This window comes from Chitinophaga sp. 9-1-y, from assembly GCF_059511905.2.
Window position 1 is genome coordinate 7,391,819 of sequence record NZ_CM197955.1, and the last position, 17,837, is coordinate 7,409,655.

14 protein-coding genes are annotated in these 17,837 nt (G+C 41.2%); 5 read left to right on the forward strand and 9 right to left on the reverse strand.

Features of this window, described 5'->3' with window-relative positions:
* The first annotated feature begins 10 nt into the window (after nt 1-10).
* Nucleotides 11-901 carry an alpha/beta fold hydrolase gene (locus AC5ZC7_RS29440; protein ID WP_496160985.1) on the forward strand — a complete coding sequence of 297 codons (891 nt, stop codon included), beginning with the start codon at nt 11-13 and terminating at the stop codon, nt 899-901.
* 85 nt (nt 902-986) lie between these two features.
* Here the strand turns inward: AC5ZC7_RS29440 and AC5ZC7_RS29445 are convergent, their stop codons facing one another.
* Nucleotides 987-1,817 carry an alpha/beta hydrolase-fold protein gene (locus AC5ZC7_RS29445; RefSeq protein ID WP_496160986.1) on the reverse strand — a complete coding sequence of 277 codons (831 nt, stop codon included), beginning with the start codon at nt 1,815-1,817 and terminating at the stop codon, nt 987-989.
* 76 nt (nt 1,818-1,893) lie between these two features.
* On the opposite strand from AC5ZC7_RS29445, the gene AC5ZC7_RS29450 reads away from it, so the two are divergent.
* Nucleotides 1,894-2,268: a winged helix-turn-helix transcriptional regulator gene (locus tag AC5ZC7_RS29450; protein ID WP_496160987.1), complete on the forward strand. Its 375-nt coding sequence runs from the start codon at nt 1,894-1,896 to the stop codon at nt 2,266-2,268.
* 43 nt (nt 2,269-2,311) lie between these two features.
* Here AC5ZC7_RS29450 and AC5ZC7_RS29455 read toward each other — a convergent pair whose 3' ends face one another.
* The 3 genes from AC5ZC7_RS29455 to AC5ZC7_RS29465 all read right to left on the reverse strand — a co-directional run bounded on the left by AC5ZC7_RS29455 (nt 2,312) and on the right by AC5ZC7_RS29465 (nt 6,144).
* The gene (locus AC5ZC7_RS29455; protein ID WP_496160988.1) at nt 2,312-2,752 is read right to left on the reverse strand and encodes a hypothetical protein; all 441 of its coding nucleotides are present in this window, start codon (nt 2,750-2,752) and stop codon (nt 2,312-2,314) included.
* A 149-nt stretch (nt 2,753-2,901) separates the two neighbouring features.
* Nucleotides 2,902-3,702 carry a lipid II flippase family protein gene (locus AC5ZC7_RS29460; protein ID WP_496160989.1) on the reverse strand — a complete coding sequence of 267 codons (801 nt, stop codon included), beginning with the start codon at nt 3,700-3,702 and terminating at the stop codon, nt 2,902-2,904.
* Nucleotides 3,703-3,738: 36 nt separating this feature from the next.
* Entirely contained in the window at nt 3,739-6,144 is a 2,406-nt protein-coding gene (locus tag AC5ZC7_RS29465; protein WP_496160990.1) for an ABC transporter permease, read from the reverse strand.
* A gap of 224 nt (nt 6,145-6,368) precedes the next feature.
* Here AC5ZC7_RS29465 and AC5ZC7_RS29470 point away from each other — a divergent pair, with 224 nt between their 5' ends.
* Together AC5ZC7_RS29470 and cls are read left to right on the forward strand one after the other, a co-directional pair.
* Nucleotides 6,369-8,510: an alpha-galactosidase gene (locus tag AC5ZC7_RS29470; RefSeq protein ID WP_496160991.1), complete on the forward strand. Its 2,142-nt coding sequence runs from the start codon at nt 6,369-6,371 to the stop codon at nt 8,508-8,510.
* Between the two features lie 184 nt (nt 8,511-8,694).
* The gene (gene cls, locus AC5ZC7_RS29475; protein WP_496160992.1) at nt 8,695-10,173 is read left to right on the forward strand and encodes a cardiolipin synthase; all 1,479 of its coding nucleotides are present in this window, start codon (nt 8,695-8,697) and stop codon (nt 10,171-10,173) included.
* 5 nt (nt 10,174-10,178) lie between these two features.
* Here the strand turns inward: cls and AC5ZC7_RS29480 are convergent, their stop codons facing one another.
* The 5 genes from AC5ZC7_RS29480 to ybeY form a co-directional block, all read right to left on the reverse strand.
* The gene (locus AC5ZC7_RS29480; protein ID WP_496160993.1) at nt 10,179-10,598 is read right to left on the reverse strand and encodes a hypothetical protein; all 420 of its coding nucleotides are present in this window, start codon (nt 10,596-10,598) and stop codon (nt 10,179-10,181) included.
* A 115-nt stretch (nt 10,599-10,713) separates the two neighbouring features.
* On the reverse strand, nt 10,714-11,973 hold the full coding sequence (locus AC5ZC7_RS29485) for an outer membrane beta-barrel protein (RefSeq protein WP_496160994.1): 1,260 nt from the start codon (nt 11,971-11,973) through the stop codon (nt 10,714-10,716).
* On the reverse strand, nt 11,966-12,403 hold the full coding sequence (locus tag AC5ZC7_RS29490; RefSeq protein WP_511911290.1) for an RNA polymerase sigma factor: 438 nt from the start codon (nt 12,401-12,403) through the stop codon (nt 11,966-11,968). Before AC5ZC7_RS29490 ends, AC5ZC7_RS29485 begins: the two co-directional genes overlap by 8 nt.
* A 515-nt stretch (nt 12,404-12,918) precedes the next feature.
* Nucleotides 12,919-14,787, reverse strand: coding sequence for a tRNA uridine-5-carboxymethylaminomethyl(34) synthesis enzyme MnmG (mnmG, locus tag AC5ZC7_RS29495; protein ID WP_496160995.1), 1,869 nt, complete (start codon nt 14,785-14,787; stop codon nt 12,919-12,921).
* A gap of 872 nt (nt 14,788-15,659) precedes the next feature.
* Nucleotides 15,660-16,085, reverse strand: coding sequence for an rRNA maturation RNase YbeY (gene ybeY / locus AC5ZC7_RS29500; RefSeq protein ID WP_496160996.1), 426 nt, complete (start codon nt 16,083-16,085; stop codon nt 15,660-15,662).
* Between the two features lie 162 nt (nt 16,086-16,247).
* Between ybeY and AC5ZC7_RS29505 the strand changes: the two genes are divergently transcribed.
* Nucleotides 16,248-16,484 (forward strand): FeoA family protein, encoded by a 237-nt coding sequence (locus AC5ZC7_RS29505; RefSeq protein ID WP_291915891.1) that lies wholly within the window; start codon nt 16,248-16,250, stop codon nt 16,482-16,484.
* Nucleotides 16,485-17,837: the final 1,353 nt, after the last annotated feature.

A 17,837-nucleotide genomic window follows, 5' to 3' on the forward strand; every position in this document is an offset into this window, starting at 1 on the left:
ACTACTATATATGACAAAAACAAGCTTCCAAAGTAAAATTTATAGGGCCCTCATCCGCATAGTTGGTATAAAAACAAAAATCCAAAAAGCATTCAGAACAGGAGATTTCAGTAAATTTCATGCCGCTGCCGATATACCAGGAAAGGTGAAAAATCAATGTGATGTTTTATACCGAAAATCCCCCACAGGAAGAACCATCTGGGAACTGAAGAAAAAAAACGTTATCCCAAAACAGTATATATTTTTCCTGCATGGAGGCGGTTTTGTTGCTAATATTACGAAATACGATTGGCTTTTTTTGAATAAGATAGTACAACACACCGGCTGCGGAATTATAGTACCTGACTACCCGCTCGTACCTGCAAACAATTACAAAAATGTGTTTGACATGATAGTGCCGGCCTATGAAGAATTACTCTTACAGGCCGGCGGAAAAAACGTAATCCTGATGGGATTCTCGGCCGGGGGAGGGATCACCTTTTCGCTTGCACAGTATGCCAGAAACCATCAGCTCGCCCCTCCCTCCCAAATCATATTATTATCTCCTTTCCTGGATGCCAGAATGCAAAGCCCAGATATCCCGATAATTGACAAATACGACCCCTACATTGATATTAAGGGGTTTCGTCAATCGGTTTCTATTTATGCTGCCGATACCAACATTGCTAATTACATGATTAGTCCCATATGTGGTGATTTGGAAGGATTGGCGCCCATCCATTTATTTATAGGAACCCACGAGGTGCTATTGCCTGATGCAAGACGACTGGTGTCTATGGCAAAGGAAAAAAAGATAGTCCTTAATTACTACGAATACAAGGAAATGTATCATGCATGGATCTTTTTAAATATGCCTGAAGCAAAAGATGTATTCAATAAATTGATGCTTATTTTAAAATAACTCGTGAAAGCACCCCTTTCTTTTATTCAATGAAACTAATGATACCAACCCGTGAAATATACACCCACAGGGAATAAAGCAAATATTAATTGATTAGTTTACTTTTAAAATATACAAAATGGTAAAGTATCGCCTGCTGCCAATACGCGGTATTATGATTGCCTGGTTGTGTTATATAAGTTATAGGAATCTTCAAACTATCCGCTACCTTTCTCAATGCTAAAGTACCAGGGTACAAAATGTCTTCTGTGCCGCAGTCAATAATAAATGGCTTTATGTGCTCCTCGCTTTTGAGTAGTTTAGTAATGTCGTATTGGTGCCAGTCATTCTCCCGTGGATCTCCCAATATGCTGGTGAGATCATTGATTATCCTGTTGTTATTAAAAAACTGTGAGCTTGCCTGCTGCCAAATGGAAGCATCAAGAATTAATCCGCCACTAGTGCTGCCAGCCGCATTAAAATAGTCCTGATGTTTGATGAAATACCGAAGCGCTCCATAACCTCCCATGCTTAAACCTGTGATAAAAATATTCCGCCTGTCTATTTTGAATGCGGAATGAACTTTGGGTACCAGCTCTTTAAAAAAGAAATCTTCCATCCGCGAGCCCTTTTGATAGGGGCTGTTCACATACCAGGATACAAATCCATCTGGCAACACAACAATCATATGATATTGGTCAGCGATCTTTTGACAATCTATGGTCCTTGCCCACTGGCGATAATTCTCGCTATAGCCATGCAATAGGTAAGTCAACGGATACGCCTTCTTTGCATCATAGCCTGTCGGCTTAAATATCAATACCGTATCCGGCCGCGTAAGGTTGGCCGATCTGATGATCCATCGCTGCTGGGCATTTGTCCTATATAATGCCAACGTAAAAAATATGATAACGGCTAATTTAATTCTTGTTTTCATTTTACATTTGAATTAGACGGTACAAAAAACAGGAAGTTTTAACGACCCGTCAATAACGCTCAAAATTGTGAGTAGCATGAAAAAGCAAACATCAAGCAATAGCCTGAACGAACAATTCCTGTTCCTAAACTGCGAGTTGAACTCTGCTTTAAACGTGATCAGTGGTCGCTGGAAAGCACAGATCGTTTATTCTATCTGGTCGGGAAATGATCGTTTTAGTTTACTGAAGCAGGAGCTCTCCGCCATTTCCGAACAAGTATTAAGCCGCCAGCTGAAGGAACTGGAAACACATGCCATATTGGTTAAAATACCCATTCCTGAAACAGTCCCTGCCGGTATAAGTTACCGGTTAACCAGTAAAGGAATCTCACTGATCCCCATTTTACAAGCCCTCTGTGATTGGGGCAAACAATATGCGGAAGGAAAATGCATTCAACTTTCAAATGCTTAATAATAGGGGATCTGCACTGCGCTCCTCCCGGCGATATGCTTATTTACAAATAAGCATATCGTGTTTCCAATACCTTTGATATCAACATCCCTACGTCCGCAGCCCGTTCATTAAAACGAGTTAATGACCCGGTAACAATCTTATCCAATACATGAACAGGGCCTCGCACTTTCTCCCGTAATAACCCAATTACTTCATTACTGAGCAGTTGCTGATCATACAAGCTACTGCTTAACAACAGATAATGTACGTCAAAACGCGACTGGTTAAAATACTCCAGTATACATCGTACTCTCCCAATATCCTCTCCTGATGCCAAATCAAGGATCACAAAAAAAGAAGTATCCGAATCCCTGTGCTGCTGGATAAGCGATCTGATATACGCCAAATATGCCTGGTAATCCGGAGAGCGGGGAAAGATGATCACGAATTGCTCATCTCCCAATGCCGGGGTCTTAATGGGACCTTTAAAAGGAAGAAACATTTGTCTTCCAAAAAGTTGCTGGGTTGTTTTTCTTTTGCCTGTATGGGGGTTGCCAACAATGACAAAGAATCTTCTGGGGTTAACAATCATACCCAAAGAAGCACAAAAAAAGGGATAGAAATGTTAATCAATTCCAAACGAGTCCGAAACTATACCCTTTCAGCCAACAGGGCAATCAGCTGGGCACAAGGCAGGAAAAGCAATTGGGCCAATATGGTTCCTCCCAACCGGGCAATCACCATGTAGGCAATATATCTGCGAAAAGAACGCTCACTAACCTTGCCCAATACCACATCATCTGTAAGTATAGATAAATGAGGGTCAATAAACAGGGCCATTAACACGGTAGCTACGCCATTGATAACACCGGAAAGATTACTGGCTGTAGTCCTGTACTCAGGATTTAGATAGGCCGCATATACACAGGATAATACCGCAATAGTGATGATAGCAGTAGCCAGAAGATTATACATAAAAATACGCAGTGGAAAATTCCGCTGACCCGTTAACTCCAGCAAATGACTGCCGGACGGCATCTTCAAATTCTCTTTTACAAATTGCATTCCTGCCCCCGAAAGTCCCAGGTAAAATAGTTTGGGTATAGACTTATGCACGCTAAAATGTATTACTGCCCGGGATAATAAGCGCTGAAAAGTAGGAATCAGCAATGCCCCTGCTATTGTTCCCGCTGTACACGCTAAAATAATATACCGGAAAACAAGGGTATTTGAAGTCAGATGCAGCTTCAGATCCTGTTCAACCGTTTTGGCTAACAACGGCGCCTGTAAAGTGTTTGCCGTGCGCGACAGTAAAACGAGAATATTAAACAGGGAAAATGTAATCGCAATTCTGCCTGTTCTCACCCCTACTATCCTTACCGCATAAGATAAAGTAGTAATCAGATTAATTAACAAGGTGAGAACAAGGACCAAAATAATCTGGGTAGTCATTTCAGGAGCCATTTAATGCTACCCCTAAAATAATCTTTATTCCGTTCTAAGACTGGTTACCGGGTTTTTAGTCGCCAGTCTTCCTGTCATACCAACAATGATCACCGTTACCAATAAAATCAATAAGGTACCCACTATCAAAAACGGTGCGGCACCTATATTTATCCTGTAAGCATAGTCCATCAGCCAATTATGCAACAGGTACCATGCTAACGGCCACGCCACTATGTTAGACAACAGCATTATCCCCGAAAACTCTTTTACAAAAAGGGCGACAATATTAATACCTGATGCTCCCAATACCTTTCTGATTCCCATTTCTTTGTTTCTTCTGGCAATACTTAATGTTACAATACCCAATACGCCCAATAACACAATCATTAATGACACCACGGTGGCTATCCTCGCAGCCTTTTGCATTTGCTGCTCTGTTTCATACAACTGCGCCAGGCTAACGTCCAGGAACTGAAAATCAAAAGGCGCATCCGGAAATATCGTCTGCCATTTCTCCTGTAATGCGGCTATTTGCTGAGACGTATTCCCTGGATTTAACCGGAACGAAAGATAGCGGTATATAGGAATTGCCTGTACAGGCGTATACAGAATAGGAGAAATTGCGTCCCGCAAAGTACCGAAATGAAAATCACGTGTAACACCTCCCACATATACCACCTGGCTAGAATTATAGATACGCACCGGCTTATTCATCGCTTCTGCCGCTGTTTTCCACCCCAATGCACGCGCGGCCGCCTCATTGATAACTATTTTTGCTGAATCTGCTGATGTTCCGGAGTAATAGGTACCCGCACTCATTTTAATACCATAGGTAGCTAAGAATCGCTCGTCAGATATAATGGATGTGGCGGATATAGCAGTACTGGAATCATTCTCCGGTTTATAAATCATATTGCTACCACTACTCCATCCATTCAACATTTCATAGGAAAAAGAGGCATCTTTTATTTCCGGCATCGCACGAAACTCGTCCCTCATTTTTTCCATGTGTTGCACGCCGGAACTGGTCCAGTCCCGCGGTACAGGTGTTGTGATCACTCTTTCCTTATCGTAGCCCAGGTTGGAATGGAAAAAGAACGACACCTGTTTGTCTATTACAATAGCAGCAATAAATACTACTATCGCCGTTACAAACTGAACGGTGATAAGACCACGCCTGAATAATAACTTCTCCTGAACATTTTTCAACTTCCCTTTTAACGCGGTTACAGAAGGTTGAGCAGACAATACAAATGCAGGATATACACCCGCAAGTGCTCCCGTAAACAGGATAATCCCCACCGGTAAAATAGCAAACCATGCAGGGAAGGACGATAACCCGGGAATCTCCTTTCCTATTACCTGTCCAAATAAAGGCCTTAACAAAACGAATAATAATAATGATACTGCAAAAGAAAAAGTAACCACCAACACAGACTCCGTGATGAACTGAAATACCAACTGTAGCTTCTTACCTCCCATGGCCTTTCTTACGCCTATTTCTTTCAATCTCGTTAAAGAATTTCCAATAGAAATATTAACGAAATTGATGATGGCCATGAGTAGAATAAATATAGCAACGAATGAAAAAATGGTAATCATTTTCCCTGCCAATCCCTTATTCAAACCCATGTAAACATCTTTCAATGCCTCAGGATATACCTGTAGCACTTTTTGCAATTCCGGGGTTACATTCGTTTTCATCAGTGTTGCAATAGCCGCTTTCAGCTGCTCAGGATTTGCACCTGGCTTCAGTAACACATAATCTATAATGTTGGTTGATTGCCAACTCTGAAAACTCTGCTCCCGCCCAAAATACCTGAGACTGGCTGGCCCAAGGAATACCTCATTCTCCGGTTTACTATAATTTGTGATGGTATTAAAAGGCAGATCTTTGATAACTGCTGTTACTTCAAAATCATCATTCTTCCCATCAAACGATTGTATCTTCAACAATTTCCCCACCACGTCCGTCTTACCAAAAAATCGTTTCGCCCTCTTCTCGGTAATTACTACTGCATTAGGCTTATCAAAGGCTGTACGCGGATCTCCATATGCTACGGGGAAATTAAATACATCAAATAACGTGGCATCTCCGGGATGTACGCCTTCCCGATAATGCTTATCTCCCACCGATACAACGGTAGTAATACCATCATGACCATATGCTTTGTCTACAATGGACGGATAATTATCGTGCAATGATTTTGTTAGCGATCCTAACGTTGCAAATTCTACTCCTTTATCCGGGTTAGCCCATTTACTTTTCAGCAAATAAATACGGTCATTATCTTTCACAAATCTATTTACCTGTAATTCTCCCCATGCATACGCACCTATCAATAATACAAAGGTGATTCCTATCGACAATCCCCAGATATTTACCATCGCAAAAAACCTATTCTTGACAATGCTTCTCCAGGCAACAAGGAAGTAGTTTCTTATCATAAGGCAGTTATATGTAGTGCGTCCGTTTTCCGCTAAAAAAATGCCGCAAGGTAACAAATTGATAATCAATAGAATATTATCCTTTCGGTTGTCCGATAATGTACAATGGCTGTCCAATTATGTACAAGCATCCCCTGGCAAAAAAATATACCCGGCAGGTACACCCTTTCTTTTTATTTGTATTTTGTACGCTTATTCCTCGTTAGTAAATATTAAAATAAAATATGAAAAAAACTCTGGTGTTATGCCTCATATTGCTGAATTTCCGGCTCTCAGCACAAAATATCCGTATTGCTACACAGCATACCAGCCTGGTTTATGGCGTAAATAAAGACGGACGCCTGATACAACAATACTTTGGGCAATCCATAGCTCCCTCTCAGGCGGATACCGCCGCAAAAGGCAAACAGGAAGCTTATGTCACCGCTGGCATGGAAAGCCTCCTCGACCCCGCTATCCGCATCGTGCACAGCGATGGTAATCCTTCCCTGGAATTGAAATACATTTCCCACGAATCTGCTACCCAGCAAAATAATAATGTAACGGCCACCACTATTACATTGAAAGATCCCGTGTACCCGGTAACCGTTATCCTTCACTTTGAAACATACTTTAAAGAAGATATCATTAAAACCTGGACAGAGATAAAGCATACAGAGAAAAAGCCAGTGCTGGTAACTGCTTACGCCTCCTCCATGCTACATCTTACCTCTGATAAATACTGGCTGACCCAATTTCATGGCGACTGGGCCAAAGAAGTAGACATGCAGGAACAATACCTCACTACCGGCATGAAAATTCTTGACAGCAAACTGGGCACCCGCGCTAATATGCAGCAATCGCCCATGTTCTTACTCTCTCTTCATCAGCCGGCAGAAGAAGAAACCGGCGAAGTACTGGCGGGAACACTTGCCTGGACCGGGAATTTTAAATTTGGTTTTGAGGTAGATGAACAAAATAAATTGCATCTCAACGCCGGTATTAATCCCTACGCCAGCGACTATACGCTGCAACCCAATGAAATATTTACCACGCCGGCATTCCTGTTCACCTTATCCGCCCAGGGAAAAGGGCAAGCCAGCCGCAACTTCAACCGCTGGGCACTGGATTACGGAGTATTGGACGGTCGTGGCCCCCGGTTAACCCTACTGAACAACTGGGAAGCTACCGGCATGGATTTTAATGAGCAACGCCTGGTTGGACTCTTTAGTGGTACCAAAAAGCTGGGAGTAGATATGTTCCTGCTGGACGATGGCTGGTTCGCCAACAAATATCCCCGCAATGCAGATAATGCAGGGCTGGGTGACTGGGAACCCAATACCACCAAGCTTCCACACGGACTGGGATACCTGGTACAGGAAGCAGAAAAACAAGGTATTAAATTCGGTATCTGGCTGGAACCAGAAATGGTAAATCCCAAAAGTGAGCTGTATACCAAACATCCTGATTGGGTACTTCGCCTCCCTAACCGCGCAGAAAATTACTATCGCAATCAAATGGTACTGGACCTCACCAATCCCGCTGTGCAGGACTTCGTGTATAGCATTGTTGATAAAACCCTGGCCGATAATCCGGGCATCGCTTATATCAAATGGGATTGTAACCGCATGCTTACCAATGCCTGGTCTCCCTACCTGAAAGAAAAACAAGGACATCTCTTTATAGATTATACCCGCAGCTTTTACAAAGTTCTGGACAGGGTCAGGGCCAAATATCCTCACCTGCCTATCATGCTCTGCTCCGGTGGCGGTGGTCGTACCGATTATGGTGCCCTTAAATACTTTACTGAATTCTGGCCCAGCGACAATACAGACGGACTGGAAAGGATTTATATCCAATATGGATACTCTCACTTTTTCCCGTCCAATACCATGGCAGCCCATGTTACCAATTGGGGGCATCAATCGCTGAAATTCCGCACAGATGTGGCGATGATGGGAAAATTAGGCTATGATATAAAAGTAGATGACTTCCCCCCACAAGAGTTGCAATTCAGCCATGATGCGGTAGAAACGTATAGGCGTATCAGTGATATTGTATGGCATGGAAATCTTTACCGCCTGGCTTCTCCTTATAAAGAAAACAGAGCCATATTTCAATATATCAGCGATGATCAGAAAAAAAGTATCCTGTTTAACTACCTGATGAATGTGGCCAAAAATGATGTATTCGCACCGGTAAAGTTACAGGGATTGGATCCTCATAAAAATTATCACGTCCGTGAAATCAATCTGTTTCCCGGAAGCCGCTCTCCGTTTCATTTTGAACAGTTGTATAGCGGAGATTACCTGATGAAAGAAGGCCTGCAGTTAACTGGTCATGGACAGTCACTTACCAGCAACATTATTGAAATTACTGCTGAATAATTTTTGACAAAAATAAAGGTCCCTGGTTCTTATAGCATCAGGGGCCTTTATTTTTGGTGAAGTGTCTTCATTGATTCAGTATCTTCAGTGCATCAAGGCGCCCATGAATGCGCCGTGTGGATGATAAAAAGCGGTATAACCATTTACGCGAAAAGGCGTTAATAATATATCTCACTAATAATTTATGAAAACGCTTATCGGCTATCTTACGGGTACAGAATGGCACCCCTACATTAAAATAGGCAGCAGTGTTTTGCTGGTGCTTATTTTTGTTGGACTGGTAGCCACTATTCTGCTCGAAAACCGCAACCCGGTAAAGGCAGTTGCATATATTCTCCTACTGCTATTTATTCCTGTTTTAGGGCTGATTGTATACTATTACCTGGGGCGTGACCTGCGAAAGAAAAGACGCTTTACCTTAAAAGGTAGTAAAGATGAAGCATTGTTTTCCCGATACTGGGAGTCGCAACGACCGCAGATAGAGCAAATGCAGGTGGAGCTGCGAAAACAGGCAGGAAATAAACAGGAACTCTCTGCCATGCTATTAAACACCCGGCAGTCTATCCTGAGTAAAAATAACCAGGTACAGTTGCTGATCAACGGGGAAGAAAAATTCCCGGCCGTTTTTAGTGCGTTGCGTGCTGCCAAACACCACATTCACATAGAGTATTATATGATTTCGGCAGATGATGTGGGCAATGAAATCACGGAAATTTTGATCGAAAAATTAAAGGTGGGCGTACAGGTACGTTTACTCTACGATGATATGGGAAGTGACCGTATCCGCGATATCCCGAAACGTCTGAAAGAACATGGCGCCAACGTATTTCCCTTTTCCCCTGTGCTGGTCGATTTTTATCTGAATGCCAACTACCGCAATCACCGTAAAATAATTGTAGTAGACGGTACGATAGGTTTTGTGGGTGGCATCAACCTGGATGAGCGCTACATCAACAATGGCAAACATGCTACTTTCTGGCGGGACACCCACCTACGCATTGAAGGCGACGCGGTAAACATCCTCCAGTTGCAATTTCTGATGAGCTACCGTTATTGCAGTAAAGAAGTATTTCCTTTCGCGGAGCCATACTTTGGCCGGTCTGCATTGACGGGCACCTGCTTTACTGACATCGTTGCCAGTGGTCCTGATTCAGAATGGCCGATAGCTATGCAAAGCATTCTGATGGCAATTAACATTGCCAAAAGGAGAATCCGTATCAGTAATCCATATTTTATCCCCACAGAAGAGTTGCTGACAGCCTTGCAAATGGCTGCCCTGGCGGGTAAAGATGTGCAATTGATGTTACCGTTAAAAGGTGACTCTTATATTGTACAACATGCAGCGCTTTCGTATATAAAACCTTTACTGGCTGCCGGTGTCAAAATATTTTTTTATACCCGCGGCTTTATCCATGCTAAAACCATGGTTATTGATGATAACCTGGCCTGGGTTAGCTCCGTTAACTTCGATAACCGCAGCTTTTATCTGAATTGCGAAATCGGTGCCCTGATCTACGACCAGGAAGTAGCCGGCAAATTAAACCGGACGTTTGAAGATGACCTTTTGTATTCAGTTCCGGTGCAGGAAACCCGGTGGAATAGGCGCAATCTTGTCAAACGGTTTATGGATGCCTTATGCAGGCTCCTCACACCGCTGTTGTAAGGGCCCTAATTCTTGTCTTCGTCCAGGTCAAGGAACTCTCCGTTATCTTCTTCGAGATCTTCGTGTCTATCGCCTCCTATGCTGTAAATATTATTTTCCTCATCTTCTTCCCCAATATTTTCTTCCTCATCATCCAATTCTGCTCCCGGTACATCCAGGTCATCTCCTACTTTATCTTCCCGCCAGGTTTCTTCCTGCTCATCTGTCGATTTTTCAGCAGGCTTCCTTTTTTCAGCAGGTAATTCACTATTATGACGGAAAGAACCAGTTACCTGGTCCATATCTACATCTACTTCATGATTACGATTTCGTTTGCTCATGATATCTTCTCCCGCCGGATATTCCGGATAACCTGGAAATTCTTCCTCTTCGTTTTTTTCCGATTTGGAATTTCCCTTACCTGGTTTGTTATCTTTATTACTCATAATCATATCTTTTAATGTGGAAAACGCAGAAAATGCCGTGCCACTTAAGCAGCAGACATGCCATTATGAAGATAACAATGTACTATAGTGATTGTTTAGCGCGGTTTGTCAGCCATTAGCGCTTTCTGCTCAACAGGTTTAATTGGAAAGATACGCCGGCAGAGTATAGTTTCACCTGTCCCAATCCTACCCCACGCAGTGGAATTTTGGCATAAGGCTGCACACCAATCACCAGGCGTCTTCCCGCAGGATGTTGATATAATGCGCCTACATTTAAAATAGCCAGGTAATGCTGGTTTTGATTCTCTACTGTTTTTTCCCAATTCGGGGTGTATTTGTAGATATACTGATACTGTTCTTTCAGCATGAAGTAGTTCGATAGGCCAAGTGTGGCGCTTACGGTATTATTATTCTTCTGTAAGAAAGTGTAATTCATATTCACAGGAATATCAAGCACATCACAATTCGCATTCACTTTCACGAGGCCATAAGGAACATAACCGTTGCTGTTATAGTCTTTACTTGTGGCACCATATAGCTTTTTGCTGTATACAGCGCCGGTGGTAATAAACCAGCGGTTATTAAAATAGTAATGTGCAAGTACGCCGGCATTAAAACCTGCTTTTCCATAATTAAAGGAAGGCGCCACATTCAGATCCGGCCCAAGCGTAACACCTACATACAGCCCTTTATTGTTAATTTTCCTTCTGGGAATTTTATTACTTACATCCGGTGGAATACTTGTATCTACAGGTATTTCATGAATGTTGCCAATTTTCGTATAGTCGTTTACGTTATTTATTGTTTTTGTCTTGATTAAGTTGAGTTGATAGGATGAAGTAGCTACTTCAATTTCCTTATTTGTTGTAAATGTTGTTGCTGATACAATATTATTGCCTGGTACAATATGGCTGCTTGTGTTTATATTTTTCTTAGGAAGATGAATACTTTGTTTGCCTGCATCTGCAGTAGTGTTCTTAATCTTGTTTTGGGAAGATGGAAATGCGCCCGACAGATTTGATGCTTCATTTTGTGACTCATTTGCAATAACAGGCATGGCAGCCTTTGAAGTGGCAGTTGATTGACCAGCTATAGATTCCCTGGAAGGAACGGTTGCCACTTTATTAAAATTATTTCCGGCAGATGGGTGTTCAGCAGCGTTGTTCCGTGGCTTCATATCACCGGACTGAATAATCCACCAGCCAATACCTCCCAGCAGTGGTACCAGGAACAGCCACCACCACCAGCCACCGGGGCGCTTTTTGTTGTCCCCGGCATCCAGCAGTGATTCCATTTTTGACCAGGCGTCCTGATCAAAAGGAATATCAGCTTCGTTCAGCTTCTTACGGATGCTATTTTCAAATGCTTCACTCATTTTTGTATAAGGGCATATTTACGTCTATCCCATCAATAGTACTAATGGATGATTTCGTAATTCTTTCTTTCAATATTTTCTTTGCTTTGAATAGGTTTGATTTAGAAGTGCCTTCCGATATACGCAGCATGGCTGCTATTTCCTGGTGCTGGAATCCTTCCATAATGTACAGGTTAAATACAGTTCTATAAGCAGGAGGCAATGCCTGTACATGTTTCAGTAACTCTTCATAGGATAGCTTATCTATAATTTTTTCATCCGTTCCAGGCTCTGGTATCTGGCTGATATCATCCACAAACACCAGCTTCTTCTTACTCCTCAAAAAATCGATGGACGTATTCACCATGATTTTAGCCAACCATGTTTTAAATGGCCTGCTGGTATCGAATGAATGAATGTGTTGAAATATTTTAAGGAATCCGTCATTCATAATCTCAACCGCTTCTTCCCGATTTTGCGCATACCTCAAACAGATGCTTAATCCGTATCCAAAAAAGTTACGGTATAACGCTTCCTGACTGCTGCGTTCTTTTCTGCAGCAACCGGCAATCAGATCATTCATATTATTCAGCTCCTGCACAAAAATATTCTTGTCTGCTTTTTAGATATTAAATGCGTTATGGCCGTTTTTTGAAAATGACTATTTGATTTTGGTTTTTAGAAAATCAAATTCATTATAAATACGATGAGCGGAAGAGAAGGGTTGCTTTTAGCTAAAAATAATGTTTTTCTTTCAAAAAACGCATTTTTAGCCCCATTAAGGAACACAACCTCGTTTTGAATATATTTATCCAACCTTTAAGAGATATTTGAAATTCACCCCCTTTCTGAAGGTCGTTTTTTGAGCATTTTGCACTTTTTTTTGTCATTTTAGCCTATTTTGACAAAAAAAGAAAGCGGATAAACTGTAAAACAATTTATCCGCTTTCAACATTTTAGCTCTTATTATCGTCCCATATATACCATCAGGATTTGTACATCGCTTGGATTTACTCCACTTATGCGACTTGCCTGACCTAAAGTATGCGGGCGAATTTTATTGAATTTCTGTCTTGCTTCATTTGATAAAGAAACCAGTTTGCTGTAATCAAAATTCGAAGGGATTACGAGGTCTTCCAGTTGACTCATTTTCTGCACCAGTTCATTTTCCTTTTCAATATACACGTCGTACTTGATCTGAATTTCTGCTTGCTCCAAAGTGTCTTTACTAAATTCTGCAAGTGCGGCTCCTATTTTAGGGACCTGTTCCTTCATGGAAAAGATGTCCAGGTTAGGACGTAATAATATCTGGTAAGCCTTCTGTTTTTGTGTCAATGCAGCAGAAGATCTGTCTTCCAGCAATGCGCCAATTTCTTCTTGCTCTACCGAAATTTCCTTCAGAATACGTTTTATTTTCTCTACACCTTCTTTTTTCGCCTGCACTTTCGCCATCCTTTCTTCGGAAGCGAGCCCCATTTTATAGCTTCTTTCGGTTAAGCGCAAGTCTGCATTATCCTGGCGAAGTAACGTTCTAAACTCGGCCCTGGAGGTAAACATGCGATAAGGTTCTTCCGTTCCTTTATTAATCAGGTCATCTATTAATACACCGATATATGCTTCGCTTCTTTTCAAAACAAATGGTGCTTCCTCTTTTGCTTTCAGGTGGGCATTGATACCAGCCATAATACCCTGACATGCCGCTTCTTCGTATCCGGTGGTACCGTTTATTTGTCCGGCGAAGAAGAGGTTTTGTACATGCTTTGTTTCCAGGGAAAACTGCAATTGGGTTGGTGGAAAGAAATCATATTCAATGGCATATCCAGGTCTGAACATCCGGCAGTTTTCAAAGCCAGGTACCAGGCGTAATGCCTTCATTTGAACGTCTTCCGGCAAAGAGGTGGAGAACCCATTTACATAAATTTCAACGGTATCCCATCCTTCTGGTTCCACAAATAACTGGTGTCTTTCTCTCTCCGCAAAGCGATTGATTTTATCTTCAATGCTTGGGCAATATCGAGGTCCTGTTCCCTGGATACGACCCTGGAACATAGGCGATCTGTCGAAACCGGTGCGTAACATTTCATGCACGGCTTCACTAGTATAAGTAATCCAGCAACTTCTTTGTTGAGCCGGTTTTATGCGTTCAACGTCCAAATAGGAGAAGCCTACAATCTCATCATCACCAGGTTGTTCTTCCATTTTGGAATAGTCCAAACTACGACCGTCAATGCGGGGAGGTGTGCCTGTTTTCAAACGATCGCTTTCAAAACCGAGAGCAACCAGCTGTTCAGTAATGCCTGTAGCAGCTTTCTCAGCTACCCTGCCACCACCAAATTGTTTATCTCCAATATGTATCACTCCATTCAGGAAAGTACCGTTAGTCAGTACTACCGCCTTTGCCTGGATCTCATGACCTAAACCGGTAATCACACCATGGCATCGTCCATCTTTTACCAATAACCCCTTAACCATGTCCTGGTAGAAGTCGACGTTGGGCGTTTTCTCCAATGCTTCCCGCCATTTTGCAGCAAACAGCATGCGGTCGTTTTGGGTGCGGGGACTCCACATAGCGGGTCCCTTTGAACGGTTCAACATCCGGAACTGGATCATTGATTGGTCCGTAACAATCCCAGAATAACCCCCCAAGGCATCTATTTCTCTTACAATTTGTCCTTTTGCAATTCCACCCATAGCAGGGTTACAGCTCATTTGAGCGATGGTTTGCATATTCATGGTCACCAATAAAACTTTGGAGCCCATATTAGCAGCAGCGGCAGCGGCTTCACAACCAGCATGTCCTGCGCCTACAACAATGATATCGTATGATGGAAACATAATAACTTTAGAAAGTGCAAAATTACGTAGAAGAAGGGAGATTGTTTTGAGAAAGTGGAATGTTCCACGTGGAACATTCCATAGTGGTTTTTTAAAGCCGGATCATCCCCAATATTTAATGTTCCACGTGGAACATTCTTAGCAATTCTAAGAAAGGTAGTTTGACCAATTACTACCAATCCCTACTCTTTTATTTAGATCTATTACATGATACCTGTCCTTCTGTAAATAATTTACTTCATACATCAATATAACTTCATCCGTGAAAGGCATCGGTGTATAAATTTTATAATGAATCAGTCATGCTACTTCTCCCCAGGATTATTGATTATGCTTCCCCAAAAGAGACCACAAAAAATTACCTGGGCAATCTCATCTCTATTAATGCTACCCATCCAATACATACTCCCAAAATCGAAACTCCATTTGAGATCGTCAAGTCCGTTTTTCAAGATTTGTTTCACCAGGCACCAATATTATTTCAAATACGAGATCCTCTCTTTTATAACTATATAATAAATGACCACAGTTATTTCAAGAAGTTTATGCGGCCTCCTAAATGTTATGCTCCTCCCAATTCAACACCTCTACATCAATCTGTAACTATCTCCTCTCCCTATCATCTTAAATTAATCATAGAAAGGCCGGCTTGCTTAGGGTTATGCCATTTTTATATTCCAATGTTCCACGTGGAACATTCCTATCCCAATGAAAAAGCAAAGCAGCAATATCCACGATTAGAATATTGCCGCTTCAAAATCATTTAGCGAGCTGTAAAAAAGAGAATGTTCCACGTGGAACATTATACCTTAACTACCTAAAACCAAAAATGTTCCTTTCGGAACATTCTATTATTGCAAGCCGGGACAAAATCACTTCTTAAAATACTTTTCCAGGTATTCATCTTCCTTACTCCTCATCAAGGCAGCATCTTTCTTACTCTTATCCTTAAATCCGCACAAATGTAATGCACCATGAAAAATAACACGATGCAACTCCTGGCTAATCGATACTTTGAACTTCTCCGCATTATCTAATACCCTATCTATACTGATATAGATTTCCCCTTCCGTAACCGCTGGATCCTCTCCTATTTCAAAGGTTACAATATCAGTGTAAGTATCGTGCTGTAAGAATTGCTTATTAATCTCTAATAAATACGCATCAGAACAGAAAACAAAATGCAAACTTTTCAAACCCTGACCTTCCACAGAGAAAAGCTCAGCCAGGAATACTTTCAATCTCCGCTTTTCTTTCAAATAATCTTTTACCTCGTGCGATGTAAATTGAATTGCCATTTAAACTAAAAAAATTAAGTGGATGTAAAAGTAAAATGAAATTTTGGATTGAACGACCTTTCTTTTTGCATATTGGGCTTACAAGGGTACCTTTGCTTATCATTCATGAGTGAGTTTCCCAATTGTCCCGGAACAAAGTTTAAACAGATTAATAAGCAGGAAATGAAAAAGGGCATTATAAAATTATCTTCGCTGACAACAGGAAAAAGCGCAATTATTATAGAATTCGAAAAAGACGACCTTCATATTAAGCTGATGGAAATGGGCTGCGTACCAGGTGAAACAGTAAAAATTGAAAAGATTGCTCCACTGGGAGATCCTATTTCCATTATGGTGGCTGGGTATAATTTATCGCTTAGAAAAACAGAGGCAGATCATATTTGGGTAGAGGAAATTTAGTTTCCTCTATTCCATTTCATAGTTAACCCCACAAATCCAGACTCCATTCTCCCCTCATTCCTAATACAGGAACAAAAAAAAGCCGGTTTAATTTAAGAAAAACAAAAAATTTTTTTTCATTTTCCACATTTTCCGATAATAAAACGCCTAAAAACTCGAGGAAAATCATTTTTTATCCACAGAACTATATTTTCAAAAAAAAATTTCACTTTTTATACATCCTGTGATAAAAAAGCAGTTTTTTCCACATTTTGTGTATCATCCTATGTAAAAAAAGACTTTTTAAGAAGAAAAATCAGCCTTTTTTCCACATTTCGAAGGAATAAGAGCAAAAAAAAATTTCACCTTAAAGAAAGTTCTTACTTATTCACATATTTTGCCTGTTAATTCCAAAAATCTCGATTCAAAAATTAAAACCTCCCTCACTTTCTCATTTTTATCGCCGGGCTACACCTTACATTTATTCTGAATCACGAGACTGCTCTAAAATTCATACTAACTACCTTTCCCGTAAGAAAAATAAATATTGAAACCTCAACGGGTGAAAAATCCCACGACAATCCTCCAAAAATTATGATCTCACCATTCTCCCGGTAAATTCAATAATATTAAAATCTCATGCGCTTACCAATCCCCCGAGATTTCAACCAATTCCAAATTCCTTCACTACCCACGGATTATTTTAGCACATCCAAATCTCAACGCATTCATAGTGCCGGCTCATTAGGGTCTCAAAGTTTAATTCCGACGACAGCCGAAAACGATGGCAAATATCAAAATGTCAGCGGCTTGCAAAGGCGCTGACATTTCAATTAATTTACTTCCACCAGTAAATATGTCAATTCATTAAAAATATCCTATTCTCAACTCACTCCTCTGGCGCTGAGATTCGCCTAAAATCTACGATTCACAAAGGAATACAGTCGGCATTTCAAATATCAAATTCTCAGCGCCTTATCTATGCCATGAGATTTCGATGAAAATCATTTTCTTCCACTTCTTTACCGAAACCAAAAAATATTGAATTCTCAGCGCACTACGAACCGGCTGAGAATCAAACAAAAAACCAACCTACAAGGATACCCCAATACACACCTAATTCTCAGCGCACTACAAGAGCTTTGAGAATTGAATGAATTACCGAACCACGGGGTACCCCAACGATTTGATAAAATATTCGATTCTCATCGCCTTCGAAAAATCGAAGCTGACACCTATTTGAATCTCTACATCTGCGTTAAAAAGAGCAGACTGAAGCCTACCTGGTAGAAAACTCTGCTTCAAAAATGAGGGATAAACAGGGCCAAATCAAAAAGAAAGGAAAAAATAAGCGCTTTGAGAATGCGCTGAAAT

What these genes read in the sequence shown, in the direction of transcription:
- AC5ZC7_RS29440 (WP_496160985.1), top strand. Translation starts at nt 11, where the DNA reads ATGACAAAAACAAGCTTCCAAAGTAAAATTTATAGGGCCCTCATCCGC.
- AC5ZC7_RS29445 (WP_496160986.1), bottom strand. Translation starts at nt 1,817, where the DNA reads ATGAAAACAAGAATTAAATTAGCCGTTATCATATTTTTTACGTTGGCA.
- AC5ZC7_RS29450 (WP_496160987.1), top strand. Translation starts at nt 1,894, where the DNA reads ATGAAAAAGCAAACATCAAGCAATAGCCTGAACGAACAATTCCTGTTC.
- AC5ZC7_RS29455 (WP_496160988.1), bottom strand. Translation starts at nt 2,752, where the DNA reads ATGTTTCTTCCTTTTAAAGGTCCCATTAAGACCCCGGCATTGGGAGAT.
- AC5ZC7_RS29460 (WP_496160989.1), bottom strand. Translation starts at nt 3,702, where the DNA reads ATGACTACCCAGATTATTTTGGTCCTTGTTCTCACCTTGTTAATTAAT.
- AC5ZC7_RS29465 (WP_496160990.1), bottom strand. Translation starts at nt 6,144, where the DNA reads ATGATAAGAAACTACTTCCTTGTTGCCTGGAGAAGCATTGTCAAGAAT.
- AC5ZC7_RS29470 (WP_496160991.1), top strand. Translation starts at nt 6,369, where the DNA reads ATGAAAAAAACTCTGGTGTTATGCCTCATATTGCTGAATTTCCGGCTC.
- cls (WP_496160992.1), top strand. Translation starts at nt 8,695, where the DNA reads ATGAAAACGCTTATCGGCTATCTTACGGGTACAGAATGGCACCCCTAC.
- AC5ZC7_RS29480 (WP_496160993.1), bottom strand. Translation starts at nt 10,598, where the DNA reads ATGAGTAATAAAGATAACAAACCAGGTAAGGGAAATTCCAAATCGGAA.
- AC5ZC7_RS29485 (WP_496160994.1), bottom strand. Translation starts at nt 11,973, where the DNA reads ATGAGTGAAGCATTTGAAAATAGCATCCGTAAGAAGCTGAACGAAGCT.
- AC5ZC7_RS29490 (WP_511911290.1), bottom strand. Translation starts at nt 12,403, where the DNA reads ATGAATGACGGATTCCTTAAAATATTTCAACACATTCATTCATTCGAT.
- mnmG (WP_496160995.1), bottom strand. Translation starts at nt 14,787, where the DNA reads ATGTTTCCATCATACGATATCATTGTTGTAGGCGCAGGACATGCTGGT.
- ybeY (WP_496160996.1), bottom strand. Translation starts at nt 16,085, where the DNA reads ATGGCAATTCAATTTACATCGCACGAGGTAAAAGATTATTTGAAAGAA.
- AC5ZC7_RS29505 (WP_291915891.1), top strand. Translation starts at nt 16,248, where the DNA reads ATGAAAAAGGGCATTATAAAATTATCTTCGCTGACAACAGGAAAAAGC.